Annotated in this window: 14 protein-coding genes; 13 read left to right on the top strand and 1 reads right to left on the bottom strand. The window is 50.6% G+C overall.

The genetic code is table 11. The annotated features are described in order from the left end of the window. Positions 1-252 precede the first annotated feature (252 nt). The 6 genes from hyaA to hypF all read left to right on the top strand — a co-directional run bounded on the left by hyaA (position 253) and on the right by hypF (position 8,809). Entirely contained in the window at positions 253-1,389 is a 1,137-nt protein-coding gene (gene hyaA, locus CF168_RS11330; protein ID WP_089067906.1) for a nickel-dependent hydrogenase small subunit, read from the top strand. 3 nt (positions 1,390-1,392) lie between these two features. Further along, positions 1,393-3,096, top strand: coding sequence for a nickel-dependent hydrogenase large subunit (hyaB, locus tag CF168_RS11335; RefSeq protein WP_089067907.1), 1,704 nt, complete (start codon positions 1,393-1,395; stop codon positions 3,094-3,096). A 21-nt stretch (positions 3,097-3,117) separates the two neighbouring features. Then, positions 3,118-3,792: a Ni/Fe-hydrogenase, b-type cytochrome subunit gene (gene cybH, locus CF168_RS11340; protein ID WP_011626297.1), complete on the top strand. Its 675-nt coding sequence runs from the start codon at positions 3,118-3,120 to the stop codon at positions 3,790-3,792. Between the two features lie 7 nt (positions 3,793-3,799). Next, on the top strand, positions 3,800-4,378 hold the full coding sequence (locus CF168_RS11345; protein WP_011622590.1) for a HyaD/HybD family hydrogenase maturation endopeptidase: 579 nt from the start codon (positions 3,800-3,802) through the stop codon (positions 4,376-4,378). Further along, positions 4,359-6,209 (top strand): NiFe hydrogenase, encoded by a 1,851-nt coding sequence (locus tag CF168_RS11350; protein ID WP_089067908.1) that lies wholly within the window; start codon positions 4,359-4,361, stop codon positions 6,207-6,209. Before CF168_RS11345 ends, CF168_RS11350 begins: the two co-directional genes overlap by 20 nt. Positions 6,210-6,280: 71 nt before the next feature. Further along, positions 6,281-8,809 carry a carbamoyltransferase HypF gene (gene hypF / locus CF168_RS11355; protein ID WP_089067909.1) on the top strand — a complete coding sequence of 843 codons (2,529 nt, stop codon included), beginning with the start codon at positions 6,281-6,283 and terminating at the stop codon, positions 8,807-8,809. A gap of 4 nt (positions 8,810-8,813) precedes the next feature. On the opposite strand, the gene CF168_RS11360 is transcribed toward hypF, so the two are convergent. Then, positions 8,814-9,692, bottom strand: coding sequence for a LysR family transcriptional regulator (locus CF168_RS11360; protein WP_089067910.1), 879 nt, complete (start codon positions 9,690-9,692; stop codon positions 8,814-8,816). A 171-nt stretch (positions 9,693-9,863) separates the two neighbouring features. Between CF168_RS11360 and fdhD the strand changes: the two genes are divergently transcribed. The 7 genes from fdhD (at position 9,864) to hypA (ending at position 16,815) form a co-directional block, all read left to right on the top strand. Next, positions 9,864-10,724, top strand: a complete 861-nt coding sequence (gene fdhD, locus CF168_RS11365) for a formate dehydrogenase accessory sulfurtransferase FdhD (RefSeq protein WP_089067911.1) — start codon at positions 9,864-9,866, stop codon at positions 10,722-10,724. Continuing rightward, on the top strand, positions 10,708-13,029 hold the full coding sequence (locus CF168_RS11370) for an FdhF/YdeP family oxidoreductase (RefSeq protein ID WP_089067912.1): 2,322 nt from the start codon (positions 10,708-10,710) through the stop codon (positions 13,027-13,029). The genes fdhD and CF168_RS11370 overlap by 17 nt, the downstream gene beginning before the upstream one ends. Before the next feature lie 212 nt (positions 13,030-13,241). Further along, entirely contained in the window at positions 13,242-14,003 is a 762-nt protein-coding gene (gene hypB / locus CF168_RS11375; protein WP_089067913.1) for a hydrogenase nickel incorporation protein HypB, read from the top strand. Next, a complete protein-coding gene (locus CF168_RS11380; protein WP_089067914.1) occupies positions 14,003-14,248 on the top strand; it encodes a HypC/HybG/HupF family hydrogenase formation chaperone in 246 nt (81 codons plus the stop codon). Before hypB ends, CF168_RS11380 begins: the two co-directional genes overlap by 1 nt. Positions 14,249-14,307: 59 nt before the next feature. Further along, positions 14,308-15,447, top strand: coding sequence for a hydrogenase formation protein HypD (gene hypD / locus CF168_RS11385; RefSeq protein WP_011622585.1), 1,140 nt, complete (start codon positions 14,308-14,310; stop codon positions 15,445-15,447). After that, positions 15,440-16,459 carry a hydrogenase expression/formation protein HypE gene (hypE, locus tag CF168_RS11390; protein WP_089067915.1) on the top strand — a complete coding sequence of 340 codons (1,020 nt, stop codon included), beginning with the start codon at positions 15,440-15,442 and terminating at the stop codon, positions 16,457-16,459. The genes hypD and hypE overlap by 8 nt, the downstream gene beginning before the upstream one ends. Beyond that, complete coding sequence (hypA, locus tag CF168_RS11395) at positions 16,459-16,815, top strand: hydrogenase/urease nickel incorporation protein HypA (protein WP_089067916.1); 357 nt, start codon at positions 16,459-16,461, stop codon at positions 16,813-16,815. The genes hypE and hypA overlap by 1 nt, the downstream gene beginning before the upstream one ends. Positions 16,816-16,914: the final 99 nt, after the last annotated feature.

Genomic DNA, 16,914 nt, shown 5'->3' on the forward strand with positions numbered 1-16,914 from the left:
ATTGTTTGCCGTATCAATTGATTACAAAGTGAGCTGCAACAGAAAAAAGGTTAAAAGTGCGACATTTTGTCCCATTAGCAAAATCGAAATTAGATCTGCATCATGTTAATTAAATGTCAAAATCAGTTTCATCACATCTCTTGAAAATTCTTGATATGCATCAAGAATTCTGTATCGCCTAAGGCCTAAACTGGCAGTGTCAATTATGTAAACCCTTACCAATTTACATTCAAATAACAAAAAGGTTGACCCATGGACACACATGCAGCCCTCTATGAACAGGGAAAGGCGCGCTTAGACGCACTGCGCCAACTCGCTCCCCGTCAACAGCAAACATTAATCGAAAAATTACAACAACACGGCATCACCCGTCGTGACTTTATGAAGTGGAGCGCCATGGTGACGGGCATGCTCGCCCTACCACTGCCCTTTAGTAACTTAGTTGCCGAAGCCGCCGAACTCGCCGACCGTGTACCCTTAATCTGGTTACACATGGCCGAATGTACTGGCTGCTCTGAATCCTTAGTGCGCGCCGATACGCCTAATTTAGATTCGCTGATCTTCGACCATATCTCGTTGGAATATCACGAAACCTTAATGGCCGCTGCCGGCTGGCAAGCAGAAGAAAACCTCGAGCACGCTCTTGAAACCTACAAGGGCCGTTATCTACTCGCCGTTGAAGGTGCCGTACCGACCGCTAATAACGGCAGCTTTTTAACCGTGGGCTGTAAAGGTCATACCGGCTTAGAAATTATCAAGCATGCCGCCGAAGGCGCCGCGGCGATTATTTCTGTGGGCACCTGCGCTTCCTTTGGTGGCGTGCAAGCCGCCTACCCTAACCCCACAGGGGCGAAAGGGGTACACGAAGTCGTGAGCAAGCCTGTGATCAACTTAGGTGGCTGCCCACCGAGTGAGAAAAACATCGTCTGCACCCTGATGTATTTCATCATGTTCGGCAAATTACCTGCCCTGGATATGTTTAATCGTCCTAAATGGGCTTATGGCGCACGGGTGCACGATAACTGTGAACGCCGCGGCCGTTTCGATGCCGGTGAGTTCGTTGAAGAGTTTGGCGATCACGGTGCGAAGGAAGGTTACTGCCTCTACAAAGTGGGCTGTAAAGGACCTTATACCTATAACAACTGCCCTACAGAGCGCTTTAACCACCATACCAGCTGGCCAGTGTTAGCGGGCCACGGTTGTATGGGCTGCTCAGAACCTAACTTCTGGGATGATATGGCCGACTTTGAAAAACCCCTTGGCCGTCAACTACTCCATGGATTGGATGCTACCGCAGACACAGTCGGTGCGGTGATTTTAGGCGCGACCGTCGTCGGCATTGGAGCCCACGCCGTTGCCAGTATTTTTGCCAAGCCGCTGGAGGAATAACCCATGAGCAAGCGCGTTGTTATCGACCCTATCACCCGTATTGAGGGTCATTTACGTATCGAAGTCGAAGTTGATGAGAATAATGTCATCAACAAAGCATGGTCATCCTCTACCCTGTGGCGTGGTATTGAAGTTATCCTCAAGGGCCGCACGCCAATGGACGTGGGGCTGATTGTGCAGCGGATCTGCGGTGTTTGTACTTATTCCCACTATCGCTGTGGTACCGAAGCGGTGGAAAATGCCCTAGGCATTCAAATCCCGTTAAACGCGAAATACCTGCGCTCCTTGATGCAAACTTCGCTCTATATGCATGACCATATAGTGCACTTCTATCATCTACACGGTTTAGACTGGGTGGATGTGGTATCAGCTTTAAGCGCCGATCCCGCCAAGGCTGCTCAGGTTGCCCTTAAATATACCGACAAGCCGATTGCTGCGGGCGAAGGCGAATTAAGAGCGGTGCAAGAGCGGGTTAAAGGCTTTGTCGAAACCGGCAAACTCGGCCCCTTCGCTAACGCTTACTGGGGCAATGGCACCTATAAATTTACCCCAGAGCAAAACCTGATTGCCCTGTCGCATTACCTCAAAGCCCTTGAAGTACAAAGGGTTGCCGCCGAAATGCTGGCGATTTTCGGGGGTAAACAGCCGCATCCACAATCATTGGTTGTGGGTGGTGTGACCTCAGTGCGCGATATGTTAAGCCCTGCACGCCTGCAGGAATGGAAACAAAAACACGCGATAGTGACCGACTTTATTTTGCGTGCCTATCAGGCGGATATCGTCATGGCGGCGGAAGCCTTTAGTGGTGAAGCCAGCGTACTTGGCGGCGTGAACGTTAAAAACTTCATGGCGACCAATGACTTTGTACTCGCCAATGGCGAATATCTGTTCGACCAAGGCGTGATCATGAAAGGCGACCTAGCGGGCGTGAGCGACATCAACCCAGAGCTTATCGCCGAAGACGTCAGTCATGCTTGGTATAGCGCCGATGCGCCGCAGCATCCCTACGATGGCACAACTATCCCCAACTACACCGGCTTTGTTGAGCGCGATACGGTTTATGGCAAACTGCCCACCTTAGATGGCGATGGTAAATACTCTTGGGTGAAATCGCCCCGCTATCAAGGCGAGCCGGTCGAAGTGGGTCCATTGTCCTGTCTGCTGGTGAGCTATGCCCGTGGCAACAAAGTGGTGGTCGATGCCGTCAATGCGCTGCTGGCTCGCACGGGTCTGCCGGTTGAAGCCCTGTTCACCACCTTAGGCCGCACCGCCGCGCGGATGCTGCAAACGGTTATCGTGGCGCAGGAAGGTCTGAAAACCTTCGATGCCCTGTTAACCAATATTCAATCCGATGAAACCACCTATGTGAAACCCCATATCGACCCAAGTCGTGAATATGTGGGTCACGCCATGATTGAAGCGCCACGCGGCATGTTAAGCCACTGGATCCGCATCAAAAACGGCGTCATTGAGAACTATCAAGCCGTGGTACCCACCACTTGGAACGCAGGTCCAGTGGATGCCAATGGCAAGATTGGCCCCTACGAAGCCTCACTCATTGGTTTGAAACTGGAAGATCCCACTAAGCCCCTTGAGGTGATACGTATTATTCACTCATTCGACCCTTGCATGGCGTGTTCAGTACACGTGATGGATTTCAAAGGTCAAGCACTGAGCGAGTTCCGTGTCAGCCCCAATGGTCAATAACAACGAGGGAGGGAACGCAACATGAACCATTCTGAAACCCGCATTCGGACACTGGTTTTTAGTCCCGCGATACGGATTTTCCACTGGCTACGGGCACTGTCGATTTTAGTGCTGGTGATCACCGGATTCTATATCGCTTGGCCGTTTCTTGTAGCGCCCGACAGCACGGATGTATTGGTACAAGGTTGGGTGCGATTTGCTCATCTGATCTGCGGTTTTGTGTTGACCGCAGTCACCTTGGTCCGCTTCTACCTGTATTTTTTCAGTCGAAGCGATATCGAGCGACGCTCATTCCGTGATGTGATGAGTGTTAAGAGCTGGATAACCCAACTGAAATCCTACATTTGGATGGGACACTTGCATAAAGCCGGTGTTTACGGACCGCTGCAATTTGTGACCTACGTAGCAATCTCCTTCGTGGCACTTGTGATATGTATTACTGGACTCGTGCTGTATGCCAACGTCTACCATGAAGGTTTAGGTGGCATGCTTTGGAGCAGCGCAGCTTGGATCACGGCGCAAATGGGTGGACTGGCACAGGTGAGAATTTGGCACCATTACCTCACTTGGGCTTTCGTTATCTTTGTGGTTATCCACGTCTATATGGCGGTTTGGTCAGGGATACGCTTCAAACATAACTCTGTCGACTCAATTGTCTCTGGTTACGACTACCCGAAACCAGACTCACACCACTAGGAGTCCAATGAAGATATTGCTACTGGGTATTGGCAATGTCCTGTACGCCGATGAAGGCATCGGCGTACATTTTGTCAATTACATCGCTGAGAATTATCAGTTCACACACGAGTCCCACCAGCTGGAGATGCTCGATGGCGGCACCTTGGCTCAGGGACTCATTCCGATTATTTGCCAATACGATTATTTGATCGTAGTCGATACCGTCAATGCCAACGGCGTCGAGGCTGGCGAAGTGTATTTCTTTGATTTTGATAAAGCCCCGCAGGAAATCGACTGGCAAGGAAGCGCCCATGAAGTCGAAATGCTGCAAACCCTCAATATGATGGAAATGGTGGGCGACAGACCCAAAACCTTTGTGTTAGGTGTCACCCCTACCGTGTTAGAACCGATGACACTGGGACTGACCACTAAGGTGGCCGCCGCCGTCCCCTTGATGGAACAAACCCTGTTAACCCACTTAGCCTCCCTCGGGTTCACCGCGACACGCATTGCCGAGCATAGTATCGATTCGCTGATCCCCAATTCTTACAAACGTGGCGTCACTACTGGCGAAAATATAGAAGATGAAACACATCAGATTTGAGTTTACCTGCTCGCGTCAGGTGCCTTTGTATGCGCATTTATGTAATCAATACCTAAATTATGATGCGCTCAATATCAGCATTGGCTGCGACAGTCAGCAGGATTTTGGTTCGCACACTTATTTTATTGAGGCCCAAGGCGAACAAGCGCAGCTAGAACAGTTAGCCGAGGCGATCGCCGCCGACTTTTTAATTTCAGTCTGGCTGGTCGACTCAGGCATTCATGCGATTGAGGCGCCACAGGGACAGCGGACATTATTGACCGTCCCATCCACTGAGGGTGCGCTTAACGTGCAATCGGTCGCGGCTTTTTGCCAGCAGTGTTATCCCAGATTTGGTGATAATCAGGCGGCGCAATTTGGTCAGATCGATTTAGCCTGCACTTGCTGCCACGGAGAAAAGCGCTTAACCAGCGCCCAAAAGGCGTTAACGTTGTCCGATCTCAAGGCGATGGCCGCGCAGCTTATCAGCCAAGGCTCACTAGATTTAGCCAGCGAAGGCGTACAATTAAGCCTAACACCCTTTGTCCATACAACAGCATCCAGACCGCAACTGCTTATTTGTAATCCCAATACCCTCAACGCGCATTTTTGCCTGAAGGATAATCAAGTCCTCGCCCTATCCAGTATCGAAAAACCGCTGATGTGTGTCAGACCAACCCAAGATAATCAAAAGCTGCCCGCACCGCTCTACGATATCTGCTTTGGTTACAGCCGAGTGGTGTTAGTGCTGAGTGAAATCCTGCGGCAAAAAGGTATCGATTGGGTGTATCTTGAGGGGTCGCACCAGAGGCCGGCGCTCGCCTGGGTCGATGGCGCTTGGGCTCAGTTAGGCAGCCACACAGCCGAAAACACAGCGCCGCAAACCATTAAGCAATTCAGTGCGCCGGAGCCTCTGCGGGAAGACATTCACTTTTTAGGCTTTAAGGCCAAATGGCAAGCCAATAAGAAAACCCGTTCACACCAAGGTTTATTGACTGTGCAGGCCATACCAAATAAGGCCGATACAGCTGAATATGCAGCAAATGAGGAAGACCATACCATAGCGGATGCAGCCCTGTTTGCAGCGCTGCTTAATGGTAAATTTACGACCCATAAGCAGGCTAAAAATGCGGCGGTGATTTACTTAAGCCATCACCACACTGGCCAAATCGTCACCTGCGACAATAAGGGAGACACCTCACTGTTTTTCGCCCTCCCCGAACTGCCCGACAATGGTTACGAGATTTTCCATTGCCTCGACAGCAGTCCACAAAAAGCCGTCGCGCAAAAATTTAAGAGCTTGTTTCCAGAAGATTACTTAAAGTTGCTGAGCCTAAAACTTAACGGCAGACGTGATAATCTTCAGAGTCTGTGGGCGATTGCGGCAGTATTGATTGGCCTAAATCCGCAGGAAGAAACCCAATCTCAAACCTATTTGAGCGATGCACTGCTCGCCGCCGCCATGCGTTACCATGGTGCGAATGCGCCGCGCATCGATTTTCCCCTCACCAAAGGTGAGGCCCACCGCAGCCTGAATTGGTGTAAAACCCTAGGCACGCTGCTGAGTTTTCGCGTCGCCGGGCACAGCGATCCGAGTCAACTGGCCTTTGCAATGCAGGACTCCCTCGCAGACTACCTCGCTAATTGGCTTGAACACATTGACTTAAATATCGGTGTACACAACATTGCTTTAGCGGGCAATGAGTTAGCTAACGAAACCCTCTGTAAGCGTATTAGGCTGCGGCTCGGGAAAAACTTCCCGCTATTGGTCAATCGCAGTCTGGATTTAGAGGGCGACAACCTAGCCGTAGGCGCGCTCTATGTGAAGCAGCGGCAGTTAAATAACCTTTAACAACACCCGCTCACCGCTAACCTTACATTCAGATAGCGCTAACGCATGGAGGATAAAATGTTTTATCTTCCATGCAGATGCAGCCAGATAAGCGAAGAATACCGAGATTGAAAAAAGCCACCTCACCCACCAATCAAACCGAGCAACTCGAGCAACTCGAGCGCCGCCAGCTGCATATCACGGGCATTGTGCAAGGTGTGGGCTTTCGCCCCTTTGTTTACCGCTGGGCGAGTGAGCTTAAATTAACTGGCACTGTGCTAAATAATGCCAATGGCGTGATGATTGAGCTGCAAGGCCCCACCGCAAACTTAGATAACTTTGTGCGTGAGTTAACCACCAATCCGCCGCCACTGGCGCGCATCTATCAGATGACCCAGAGTCCGTTAGCGGTAAAGCTTGAAGAGACTAGCTTCAATATTATTCAAAGTGATAGCCAAAGTGATGACCAAAGTGATGAATCTGGTGAGCATCATTTAGCCGCCCTCGTTGCCGTATCGGCCGACAAGAGTACCTGTCAGGATTGCTTAAGCGATATGCATAACCCGCAGGACCGCCACTTTGGCTATGCCTTTACCAATTGCACTAACTGCGGCCCAAGATACACGATTATCAATGCCTTACCCTACGATCGCCATCATACGGCCATGGCGGATTTCGCCATGTGTCCCGACTGCGCTAAAGCCTATCAAGATCCGCTAAATCGCAGATACCACGCTCAGCCTGTGAGTTGCCCTAAGTGTGGTCCTCAATTGAGTTTAAAATCGCCTCAGGGCGAGTTACTTGCACCTAATTCCTTGTCCGCTTTGCAAGATAACAGCCTTGCAGTATTGTCGGCGGCGGCCGAGAAACTGGCTCAAGGGCAGATTCTTGCGATAAAGGGTTTAGGTGGCTTCCACTTAATGTGCGATGCAACCAACACTTTAGCCGTCAATCAATTAAGGCAACGCAAGCAACGAAAAGCCAAGCCGCTAGCGGTGATGATGCCGAGCATCGAAGTGGCAAAACGCTATGTAACGGGTACACAGGCTGAGTGGCAAACCTTAAGTTCGCAGGAGCGGCCCATCGTACTGATGCAGGCGCTGGATAAACACAATCTGAGCCATCAGATTGCTCCTAATATCCCAAAACTCGGGATATTTTTGCCCTACACACCGCTGCATCATTTACTGCTCGGGCAATTTAATGGCCCACTGGTTGCGACCAGTGCGAATGTCTCTGGCGAGCCGATTATCACCGATTGTGATGAGCTTATCAGCCAACTAGGCCATGTGGTGGATGCCATAGTCGATCACAACCGCCCCATCCTCAACGGCTGTGATGACAGCGTGGTGCAACTTATCCAACCGCCAAATGGCTGTGCCCCACAGGTGCAAGTGCTGCGTTTAGCGCGGGGATATGCGCCCTTAAGCTTCCCGTTAACAAAGCCGCTGAGTCACTCCATACTTGCCGTGGGCGCCCAACAAAAAAATGCCATTGCGTTAGGTTTTGGTTCGAATGTGTTTTTAAGCCCGCATATTGGCGATCTCTTTAGTGTCAGCGCCGAGCAGTACTTCGAGCGTACCTTGGCGACCTTCGCCCGTCTGTATCATTTCAGCCTCGAGCTAATTATCCACGATAAGCACCCAGACTACGCACCATCGCGGTGGGCTGAGACGCAGCAACAGCAACGTCTTGATACGCAAAGCCAAGACACGCACCCAATCCGAACCTTAAGTGTGCAGCATCACCACGCCCATGTATTAAGCGTAATGGCCATCAATCAATATCAAGATCCAGTATTAGGCTTTAGTTTCGATGGCACAGGGCTTGGTGATGATGGCAGCCTCTGGGGCGGCGAAGTCTTACTGACCACCCTTAACGGCGCCGAGCGGCTTACCCATTTCGAGGCAATTCCCTTGCTCGGTGGAGAACAGGCAATTAAGCAACCTGTACGATTGCTACTCGCATTACTGTTTCAGCAGATGAGTCTCGAGGAAGTGCAAGCCCTTAAGTTGCCGATTCTGACAACCTTAAGCCCCATCACCTTAAGCAATCTGCATCGGATCTGGCAAAACGGCCATGGGATTAATAGCTCCTCGGTGGGACGCTTGTTCGATGCCCTCGCCTGCGCCTTAGGCTTCATCGACACCACTCAATTTGAAGGTCAAGCGGGTATGTTAATTGAAGCGGCAGCAAGACGGGCCGATGCCAAACAACTGCCAACGCTGATGCTCGACTTGCCCTTGGAAATCTCAGATATATCCAGTGATAGCTCGATGCACGAACCGTATATCTGGCGCAGTAGCCAACACTTTAAACAGATAATCACGCTGATCACCGAAGCACCGCTCACTCGCGATCGGCAAGTGCAGATCGCCCGCGCCTTTTTGCATAGTGTGGGGGATGCCGTTTGTGGTTTTGCCGCGCGCTACCCAACTCTGCCCGTAGTGCTGTGCGGCGGCGTGTTTCAAAACCAATATTTGCTCGAATATTGCCTCAGTAAACTGCACCAACAGGGTAATACAGTGCTGGCCAATAAACATATTCCCGTTAACGATGGCGGTATCGCCCTCGGGCAGCTTTGGTATGGTATCCATCAAAACGTGAGCAATAACCAGTGATGGTTTAAGACTCAAGCTGGTTCATAAAGGCTTTCATTGCGGGCGTAATGCTGTGCTTACGGGTCATAAAGACCGTTTGCCCTGAACTGACTCCGTCTAACAGCTGATACGGGATCCCAAAAAGTTGCGCCACCGATTCGGCAATACCGCGGCTGACGATAGCACTGCCTAAGCCATGCTTTACCGCGCCGATTAAGTGGAATAATGAGTCGGTTTCCAGCACCAAATTAAAATCGATCCCCGCCTGCGCCATCGCATTATCTATGTATTTTCTAAACTGCATATTTTGACTGAGCAGCACTAAGGGACGCGTACCTATGTCCGCTAAAGGCAAGGATTTACTTGCACTGTCATCAACCGAATCACAGGACAACAGCGCCATTTGATTGGCACGCTGCGGATAAAACACGAAGCTGCGCCGATTAGCCTCGGTGAGTTGTTCGTCAAACCCAAGGCCAATATCGGTTTTATGCAAACTAAGATTTTCAATCAATTGCCCATTGGTCATTACAGATAACTTGATGCTGATATTGGGATAAGCCTGATTAAACAGCTTAATCAGCGGCATGATGTCGATACTCGATTGCGGCACTATACCAATCCGTAACGAACCTGTGAGCTGGCCGCGAAACAAGCTCAACTCCTGCTTTAACGCTGCCTGTTCCTGCAACATTCTCTCGGCGTATTGCAGCATGATCTGTCCCGCATCCGTGAGCGCCACAAACTGGCTCCCCCGCACCACAAGCTCTGTGTCTACGCTTTTTTCAAGGGCGCTTATCCCCGCGGAGAGTGTCGGTTGCGTCACATGGCAGGCGTTCGCCGCTTTGGCAAAATGCTGTAATTGTGCGAGTTGTTGGAAATAATGCAGGTGGCGAATATTCATAGTGTTTTCGACATAGTTAGATACAGTGCTTTAGACAAATCTGAAAAATCAAACCCTATTGGTATCCATAGTTTAATAGAAATATTCTATCAATCCATAAAATAGTTTGATTGGCCTAGCGCGTAAACCCTCCCTAGAATGTGATCAACATCCAATTTCAGGTTGAAATGCGTGCTAACTCACCCACTCGATTCGGCGAATGATCCAAGGCTCTGCCCTGGATCTCAACACAGCCCAAACGCGGCTCAACAGCCTAACACCCGTTACTCGCATCTGGTTGAAGAGGTCGCAGCCGCCATCAACCTCAATGGCATCAGCTATGCGGTGATGATGATAACGCCCGATCACTTTGAGGATTTTGTGATTGGCTTCTTATTCGCAGAAGGCATTATCAGCCAAGACCAAGATGTGCATGAGATTGATATCACTCCCGTCCAAGACGGGGTAATGCTCGATGTCACCTTAGCCAATCGTTGTTTCATCGCCCTTAAACAACGCAAAAGACGGCTCGTTGGCGCAACTGGCTGTGGGATCTGCGGTGTGGAAGCCCTAGGTCATGCCCTACCAGATTTACCACCATTACCCGCCTGCGCTCCCTTAGTGCTTGAGCAAGTCGACAGCCTCAAACAGCAAATACATACACATCAGCTTAAAGCGCAGCGCAGCGGCGCTATCCATGCGGCTTTTGCCTTGGATGAGGCTGGTAATATCCTTGAGTGTCGTGAAGATATCGGTCGTCATAATGCGTTAGATAAGCTTATTGGCGCGCTGCTGCGGCAAAAGCGCAGCGCCAAGGCTCTGCTGATGACCAGTCGCTGCAGCAGCGAGTTGATCCAAAAAGCCGTGCGTTATGGTGCCAACCATTTGATAAGTCTCGCATCACCGAGCCAGCTCGCGGTGAAACTGGCGCTGAAATACCAGCTTAATCTTGTCCATATTCCTAAGTTTGATCCGCCAATCCACTACTCCATATTTGATGAAAGCCTTGCATCCCAATGCAATCGCGGAGAATTTTATGCCTGTTCATATTGAAAAACCGACCAAAGCCGGCGGCTTCCCCTCACTGCAATCGACCTTAAAGCATGTGCTACGTAGCCAAAAGACCCAGCAAAATATCAAAAATCTGCTCAGGGTAAACCAAACCGATGGCTTTGACTGCCCAGGTTGTGCCTGGGGCGATAACAAGGCTGGCGCCTTTCAGTTTTGCGAAAATGGCGCCAAAGCCGTGGCGTGGGAATCGACGGGCAAGATTGTTGACCGAAACTTTTTCGCCGAGTATTCGGTGCGCCAGTTAGCTAAGCAGACCGACTATTGGCTCGAATATCAGGGCCGCTTAGCCGAACCTATGCGCTATAACGCCGCGACCGATCACTATGAACCCATCAGCTGGGATGATGCCTTTCAGCTAATTGCTGATACGCTCAATGGCCTTAGCGATCCCAATCAAGTGGAGTTTTACACCTCGGGCCGCGCCAGTAACGAGGCCTCCTATCTCTATCAATTGTTTGGCCGACTATATGGCACCAATAACTTCCCCGATTGCTCGAATATGTGCCACGAGGCCAGCGGCGTTGCATTGAACCAAGCCATTGGTGTCGGCAAAGGCACAGTCGTATTAAGCGATTTCGATGCGGCCGAGGCGATTTTTGTTTTCGGGCAAAATCCCGGCACCAACCATCCACGGATGATGAATGCCCTACGTAAAGCCGCCAGACAGGGTTGTAAAATTGTCACCTTCAATAACTTAAAAGAAGTGGCGCTGGAGCGATTTGCCAGCCCACAAAGTCCAACTGAGTTATTAACTCCCGCTGCGACCACCATTAGTCATCAATACCTCACGCCGCTGCTGGGCGGCGATATGGCGGCCATTCGCGGCATGGCAAAGCATATCCTTGAGTCGAACGCAAAGTGTATCGACCGGGAGTTTATCGCCACCCACAGTGCTTTTTTCGCAGATTATGAGCAGAGCGTCCGTCATACCGACTGGCAACAGATTGAAGCCCAATCGGGCTTATCCAAGGCCGATATTATTCAAGCCGCCACAGTCTTTAGCCAAAGCAAGACGGTGATCAGCTGCTGGGCCATGGGCATCACTCAGCATAAACATTCTGTCGATACCATCCGTGAAATCATCAACCTGCATCTGCTCTGCGGCCAAATTGGCAAAGCAGGCGCCGGCCTTTGCCCTGTTCGCGGTCACAGCAATGTGCAGGGTAACCGCACTATGGGTATTAACGAAAAACCCAAAGCCGAATTTATTGACCGTTTAGAGCAGTATTTGGGCTGCCAATTACCCCGCGCTGCAGGTCATAACGTGGTTGAAGCCTTAAAGGCCTTAGAGTGTGAGCAAAGCAAAGTGCTTATCTGCCTCGGTGGAAACCTCGCCGCCGCCGCGCCCGACAGCGCTTTTACCTATAGCGCCATGGGAAAAGCGCGCTTAAATGTGCAAATCAGTACTAAGCTCAATCGTAGTCACTTACAGGTCGGCAATGATGCGCTGATCTTACCTTGCCTTGGCCGCACCGAACTCGATAAGCAAAAACACGGCATTCAAAAAATCACCGTCGAAGATACCTTTAGCATGGTGCACGCCTCAACTGGGATGAACGATGCGGTATCGCCACTCTGCCTGTCGGAAATCGATATTGTGGCGCGCATGGCACATGCCACCTTGGCTGTGAAACCACCCTCAATGAATGCAACCAGTGCCAAGTCAATTGACTGGTTAGCCCTAAGGGATGATTACAGCCTGATCCGCGATTTGATTGAGCAAACCATTGCAGGTTTTGAAGACTACAATCAAAAAATTAACGTCCCTGCGGGATTCCATTTAACTAATAATGCCGCGCAGCTCGACTGGCATACCCAAAGCCACAAGGCTGAATTTAACGCCAGTGCTTTACCCGACTCCATCATCGCCGATTGTTCGAGTCAGGCCCTGACCAGTACGCTGCCAGTGTTACTGCTGCAGAGTCTGCGTTCACACGATCAATACAACACCACCATCTACGGCATGGATGACAGATACCGCGGCATTAAAGGCAAGCGCAATGTGCTGTTTATGAACGGTGATGATGCCAAAGCGCAGGGGTTTAGCGACGGCCAGTTAGTCGATATCCAATCGCTCACTAACGATGGTAAATTGCGCAAAGTGTATGACTTTATGGTGATTTATTACGAGATCCCCAAGGGCAATATCGCCGCCTATTACCCAGAGACCAATCCCTTAGTCGCCATCGACAGTGTGGGCGTAGGCTCCTATACCCCAACCTCAAAATCGGTTCCCGTTATCTTAACCCCCGCGAGCAGCAACAAAATCAACATCCTTCAACGCTAAGCCACGTAAGCGCGTTATCCCCAAAGGCCAAAGAAATTTTCTTTGGCCTTTGTTTATCCAAATAAACCTGACGAACATCAAAGAATCCACAGCCGATTTGTATCACACTTAACATTAGCGTAATCAAATTAACCCTATTCGATAGCATCAGCATATTGTCAGGCTAATACCGCCCAAAGAGGCATTTTGCCTAGGACAAGGAGAAATATAAGATGTGTAAAGACTGCGGCTGCTCCTTACCCCGCCATTCCCATAATCACGGCCATCTGCATCACCATCAGGAATTGCACACCAATCCTCAGCTTAACGATAAAAAAACCTTGTCGGTGATCCATAAAATTCTCGATAAAAACGATGTTGAAGCCGCCCATAACCGCGCGCATTTTGAGGCGCACAATATCACCGCCTTCAATTTAATGAGTAGCCCAGGCAGTGGCAAAACCACCCTGCTTGAACACTTAAAAGAGTACACCGCCCTCAACTACGCCGTCATTGAAGGGGATTTAGAGACCTCCCGCGATGCCGACCGCTTAATCGCCAAAGGCATTCAGGCTCATCAAATTCAAACTGGCAGTGCCTGCCACCTCGACGCCTTTATGGTGCACGGCGCTTTACATCACTTGCCACTCGAAGGCTTAGATATTTGTTTTGTCGAAAACGTAGGAAACCTCGTCTGCCCCGCCAGTTACGATGTCGGCACCCATAAAAATATCGTGCTGCTTTCGGTTCCCGAAGGCGATGATAAGATTGAGAAATATCCCGTCATGTTCCGCCGCGCCGATCTGGTGCTCATCACCAAGTGTGATCTCTTGCCCTACTTCGATTTCAGTGTTGACGAGGCCAAAGCCCAACTTAAAAAGCTCAACCCCGACACACAGATTTTGGAAGTCTCGATTAAGGATGGCGATTCCATGCGAGCCGTCGTTGCATGGCTGAACAACAACCTTCACCACGCTTCGGGAGAGCCACAATAATGTGCCTGTCAATTCCCTCCCAAGTGGTGGCCGTCGATAACGAGCGTCAATCTGTCACCGTCGATACGCTAGGTGTCAGGCGCGATGTGAGCAGTCATTTAATGACTGAGCCTTTAGCCATTGGCGACTATGTACTTATCCATATTGGTTTTGTGATGAATAAAATTGATCGCAATGATGCACTGCAAAGCCTTGAATTATATAAAGAGATAGTTTCAAAACTTGAAGCTGAGACCACGCATTAAGTAATCACCGCAGTAAAAGTGATAACAAATAACAGCCAAAAACTGCGCAAGGACTGAAGATGCTTGACCTAAAACAACTTTATCAAGGCTTTCGCGACCCCGATACCATAGCCTCGTTTGCGGAGGATATCGCTAAATGCGCCCGCACACTCAAAGAGCCTATCAATATCATGGAGGTCTGTGGCGGCCATACCCACACCATCATGAAATACGGCTTACTGGATTTATTGCCGGAAAATATTGAATTTATCCACGGTCCCGGCTGCCCAGTGTGCGTGATGCCCAAGGAGCGAATTGACCAAGCCGCAGTGCTCGCCCAGCAAGAGAATGTGATTTTAGTGACCCTAGGGGATATGATCCGCGTCCCCGGCTCCCAAGGCTCACTTGCCAGTTTCAGGGCCAAGGGCTGTGATATTCGCCCTATCTATGACCCTTTAGACACGCTCAAAATCGCCCGCGACAATCCCGATAAAACCGTGGTGTTTTTCGCCATTGGCTTTGAAACCTCGACCCCCATGACCGCAGTGCTGCTACAACTGGCCGAGCAGGAAAAGCTGGCGAATTTGTTGTTTCATATCAACCACGTCTTAGTACCACCCGCGATTGATGCTGTGATGCACGACCCTAAAGCCAGAGTAAACGCTTTCATTGGCCCAGCCCATGTCAGCGTGATAAGTGGTGCCAAAATCTATCGCCCCGCCGTCGAGCAATACGGTACGCCTGTGGTGGTATCGGGGTTCGAACCCGTCGATGTGATGGAATCCATCCTGCGCATCGTTCGGCAAAAGGTGGCGGGAACGGCGCTATTAGATATCCAATACAGCCGCGCCGTGTCGGAGGAAGGCAATCTTGCCGCTCAGGCCAAGGTAGATCAATTTTTCCAGACTCGGCCGCAATTTCGTTGGCGCGGGCTTGGGCCCATTCCCAACTCGGCGCTAGAGTTAAGACCCGAATACGCCCACAGGGACGCCGAGAAGTACTTTAAGGACAGATTACCCGTCAAAGAGATTGACGATCACAAGGCGTGCCAATGCGGCGATATTCTTCGCGGGCTCGCCAAACCTAAGGACTGTAAAGTCTTTGGCCGCGGCTGCAATCCCGAAACTCCTCTCGGTAGCTGTATGGTTAGCTCCGAAGGCGCGTGTAATGCGTATTACCGCTATCAAGGCATAGATAGCAAGGAGCCACACCATGGCTGATTTCCAACCCAAAGATAAAGCGATTCAACTCAGCCACGGTGGTGGCGGCAAAGAGATGAATAAACTCATTCGTGAACTGTTTTTTGCCGAGTTCGATAACCCCATCCTGCGTAGCGAAGAAGACGCGGCCAAGCTTGAATTGCAGGGCGCGACCGCCTTTACCACAGATTCCTTTACCGTATCACCGCTGTTTTTTGCCGGCGGAGACATTGGCAAGTTGGCGATCGCCGGCACTGTGAATGATCTTGCCATGATGGGCGCCGAGCCACAGTATTTAAGTTGCAGCGTGATCATCGAAGAAGGCTTTTCGCTCAATCAGTTAACCACTATTGTGCGCAGCATGGCGAAGGAGCTGAAACAGAGCGGCGCCAGAATCGTCTGTGGCGATACTAAAGTCGTGCCTAAGGGCTGTGCCGATGGCTTGTTTATCAATACCTCAGGCGTTGGGCGCATTTTACGTCCGAATATCTCGGCGGCGAATGTCGCACCGGGGGATGCAATCATTGTCTCCCGCGATGTGGGCTGCCATGGCGCCGCGATTCTGATGGCGCGCGAAGGCCTAACCCTCGAATCGGCTTTGCAAAGCGATTGTGCCACTCTTTGGCCCGTGGTTGAGCAGCTTATTGCGGCGAATATTCCCATTCATGCGATGCGTGATGCGACCCGTGGCGGGCTTTCAGCCGTGTTAAACGAATGGGCAGTAGCCGCCAATGTCGGGATAACCGTCAATGAAGCCAGTATTCCGGTTTGCGATGAAGTCAAAGGCTTGTGCGAACTCTATGGCTTTGAGGCCATGGATTTAGCCAATGAAGGCACCTTTATCTTGGCGGTCCCTAACGATATCGCCCTAGGCGCCCTAGAAATCATGCAACGTTTTGGTCATTGCGAGCAGGCGGCCATCATCGGCACCGTCAGCGACGAACTTCCTGGAAAAGTGATCTTAAGAACGCCATGGAATACCAAACGTTACTTAGACCTGCCCCAGGGTGAACTGCTGCCAAGGATTTGTTAATGCACGAATATTCCATCGTTAGCGCCTTGATTGAGCAATGCGAGCAACACGCTAAGGCCAATCGTGCCAATAAAATCACCCGCGTCAATATCAAACTCGGGGTGATGAGCGGAGTCGAACCCGCCTTGCTTGAGACCGCCTTTGAGACCTTTAAACTCGATGGGATCTGCCGTGATGCTGAACTGCGGATGACACTGCAACCCTTAGTGATTGCCTGTTTGGATTGCCAGCAAGAGTCTGAGCTTGCTGAGCGCTCTATCGTTTGTCCTGCTTGTCACAGCTACCATACGCGGGTTTTAGATGGCGAAGATATGCTGCTGATGCAGCTCGAAATGGAGCAAGAGGACGAGCGTTGAGTGGCTGTAAGCCTCTTACTTAATTATTCGCGCTTGATAAAAAATGGGCTTTAAGTATTCCACTTAAAGCCCATTTTATTGGTCTGCGAGCCGCGACTT

Source organism: Shewanella bicestrii, assembly GCF_002216875.1.
Classification (GTDB): Bacteria; Pseudomonadota; Gammaproteobacteria; order Enterobacterales; family Shewanellaceae; genus Shewanella; species Shewanella seohaensis.